This window comes from Oscillibacter sp. CU971 (genome assembly GCF_905219725.1).
Taxonomy (GTDB): Bacteria; Bacillota; Clostridia; order Oscillospirales; family Oscillospiraceae; genus Oscillibacter.
The window spans coordinates 1-3,223 of record NZ_CAJMXG010000284.1 but is presented as its reverse complement, the minus strand read 5'-3'; the positions used below and the strand labels follow the sequence as shown (position 1 = coordinate 3,223).

Below are 3,223 nucleotides of genomic sequence, written 5' to 3'. Positions count from 1 at the left end.
GGACAGCCGCCCCGACACCGCCATCGCCCTGGGGGCGGGCGTCTGCGCCGGGATGAAGGCCCGGGCGGGGGACCTTAAAGAGCTGGTCCTCACCGACGTGTGCCCCTTCACCCTGGGGGTGGCCCGGTACAACGAGAGCGAGCGGGAACGGGACCTGATGAGCCCCATCATCGAGCGCAACAGCGTCCTCCCCACCAGCAAAATGGGGGTTTACTACACCGTCCGGGACGGCCAGGACAAGGTGGACGTGCGGATCTATCAAGGGGAAAACCGCTACTGCGCGGACAACGCCCTGCTGGGGGAGCTTCAGGTCCCCGTGCCCCCGGCCCCGCGGGGCCGGCAGTCTGTGCGCATCCGCTTCACCTACGATATCAACGGCCTTTTGGAGGTGGAGGTGGTCAACGAGGCGGGCCAGGCGGAGCGGCTGGTCCTTCAGAACAAGGACATGACGGCCCAGGAGGCGGAGCGCCGCCTGAAAGAGCTGTCCCGGCTGAAGCTCCACCCCCGGGAGCAGGAGGAGTACCGGGCCATGGCGGCCCGGGGCGAGCGGCTCTACGCCGTCACCGTGGGGAGCCTCCGGGAGCAGGTGGGGGATCTGCTGGACTGGTATCAAAGGGTCCTCTCCACCCAGGAGGCCCTGAAAATCGCCAAGGCCACCAAGCGGCTGGACCGCTTTTTCGACCAGGCGGAGGCCTATCTGGGCGACGCGGCCCTGTCCCCGCCGGAGCCCTTCGACGAGCCCTTCGACGGCGATGAGGAGGAAGACCTGTGAGCTGGCCCTGGAACGAGCTGGGCCTTCCCGGCCCGGCGGGGCTGCCGGACATCCGGAGCGCTTACGCCCAAAAGCTGAAAACCGCCCACCCCGAGGAGGACCCGGAGGGCTTCCAGCGGCTTCACGCCGCCTATCAGGAGGCCAGCCGCCGGGCCCGGAGGGCCCGCTCCGCCCAAACCGGGCCGGAGGACACGCCCGCCGATCGCCCCGCTCCGCCAGAGCGGCGGCAGGAGGCCCCCGGCTGGAACTATGACGAGCTTCTTGAGGACCAGGAAGCCCCGAACCACTCCCCGCAAAAGCCGGAGCCCCAGGAGCCGGAGTGGAACTATGACGAGCTTTTGAAGGGGGAGGACGCGCCCCCGCAGGAGGAGGAAGCGGCCCCGGAGTGGGACTTCGAGCGCCTCTTCGCCGAGGGGGAGGAGGAGGCCCAGGAAGCCCGCCGCCGGAGGCTGGTGGACCTGCGCCACAAAAATTGGGCCCGCTACGCCCCCCAGGCCCGCCAGCGGCGGGAGCTGGACGGGGAGGACGCCTGGCCCGCCGTCCTGGCGGCGGTCCGGACCCTGGAGCTTTTGGAGCGCTGCGACGCGCCCCCGGCCCAATGGCGGCGGTTTTTGGACAGCCCCGTCTTCCTGAGCGTCCGGGCCGACATGGATTTTGTCTTTCTCCTGGAGGACTTTTTGTCCCAGCGACCGGATCTCTCCCCGGAGATCCGCCGGGCCGTCTTCGACGCCTACGAGCTTCAAAACGCCTCCAGGTATCCGGCCTACAAGCCCCTTTACCGCCTCCTGGGGGTGAAGCGGGCGGACACCCGCCGGGCGGCCAGGGCAAAAAGCTCCTGGCGGAACGCCTGGCGGGGCTATCCCCTCTGGCGGAAGACCGTCCTTGTGGTCTGCTTCACCATCCTGGCGCTGTTTTTCTCCATCGGCGCCGGCGTCAATCTGCGAAGCGCCCAGGCCGAGCGCGCCGCCCGGCGGGCGGCGGAGCGCTGGACGCAGACGGCCCCCCAGTGGCTGGAGGAGGACTTCGGAGAGCCCTTTGTCCACGCCGCGTCCCAGGATATTTTCGCCCCGGCGGGGAAGCCGGATCTGTATTTCCGCGCCGCCCCCTATGGGGAGCGGTCGGAGGATTGGCCCGGCTACCAGACCAATTACCCCGCTATCCTGGTGAAGCGGGCCCTGGAGAACTTCGCCGAAGAGCGGGAGCTGGATTTGGAGCTTGCCGCCTACTCCCGTGAAACCGGCGACGCGCCGGGGGCCTATCTCCTCAATCTGCCCCTGCTGGGGGCGGAGGAGGATGTGTCCGCCCTGGGAGAGCTGCTGGAAGAGCTGTCCCGGCAGGAGTGGCATCAGGTTCCCCTAAACAACCCCCGGGATGAATCGGAATACCGGGTCCGGGAGCCGGTGAAGTACACGGTATTCCTGTGCCACAAGGGCCTGGCCTTCTACGAGGCCCCGTCGGACGAGGGCTTTGACACGGAGGAGGCCCGCACCCTCTACGCCCAGGCGGGCCCCGCCCTCTGCCGCTGGATTTTGGAGCAGAGCGGCCTGGCGGACCGGCACCTGGGAGAGGGAACCTACGTCCTCCAGGACCGGGAGGCGCTGGAGCTGGGGGACCATACCTTCCACCAGGTCAGCGGCGTGGACCAGGACAGCGGCGAGGCCCGGGTGCGCTACCTCCTGGCTTCCGGCGGCGGATCCCTCTTTTGCGTCCCGGAGGAGCGGATGGCGGAAATCCACTCCGTCATCGACCTCTACCGGGGCACGCCCCGGACGCTGGAGCTGGACAAGCTGGGCCTCGTCATGGTCACGGACCAGGTGCCCGGCGAATAGGCGCGAACAAGGGCGAACCCTTCCGGGTTCGCCCTTCGGCTTGCTTATTGACAGGTAAAGGCGTACCAGCCGTTGTCCTCCCGCCGCGTCCGGATTTCCAGCCCGGCGGCGTTCAGCGCGGCCTCCACCTCGTCCGCCCGGCCCTTGATGATGCCGGAGCAGAGGAAGGTCCCGCCGGGGCTCAGCAGTCCCCGGACCCGGGGGGCCAGGGCGATGATCACGTCCGCCACAATGTTGGCCAGCACCAGGTCATAGCCCCCGCCGATTTTTTCCGCCGCGGCCCTGTCCGTCAGGAGGTTTCCCACCAGGATGTCCAGCCGGTCCGGGCCGATGCCGTTGAGCCCGGCGTTCTCACGGGCGGCGGTGCGGCACTTGTCGTCGATGTCCACCGCCAGGGCGGACCCGGCCCCCAGCCGCAGGGCCGCCACGGACAAAATGCCGCTGCCGCAGCCCAGGTCCAACACCCGCTCCCCGCCCCGGACCAGGGTTTCCAGGGCCGTCAGGCACAGGCGCGTCGTGGCGTGGGCCCCGGTGCCAAAGGTCAGCCCCGGGTCCAGGTAGAGGGGCACCCGGTCCCCCGGGTCCGCCTCCTCCCACTGGGGGATGACCAGCAGCCGCTCCC

General features: G+C 69.3%; 3 protein-coding genes. 2 read left to right on the top strand and 1 reads right to left on the bottom strand.

The window, feature by feature from the left end:
• Together JX325_RS14130 and JX325_RS14125 are read left to right on the top strand one after the other, a co-directional pair.
• Positions 1-772 (top strand): Hsp70 family protein (locus JX325_RS14130; RefSeq protein ID WP_204791730.1); only part of this gene is annotated, 772 nt, incomplete at its 5' end.
• Positions 769-2,601: a hypothetical protein gene (locus JX325_RS14125; RefSeq protein WP_204791729.1), complete on the top strand. Its 1,833-nt coding sequence runs from the start codon at positions 769-771 to the stop codon at positions 2,599-2,601. The genes JX325_RS14130 and JX325_RS14125, both read left to right, overlap by 4 nt.
• Before the next feature lie 44 nt (positions 2,602-2,645).
• Here JX325_RS14125 and JX325_RS14120 read toward each other — a convergent pair.
• Positions 2,646-3,223: 50S ribosomal protein L11 methyltransferase (locus tag JX325_RS14120; RefSeq protein ID WP_204791728.1), on the bottom strand; the 578-nt coding region annotated here is incomplete at its 5' end.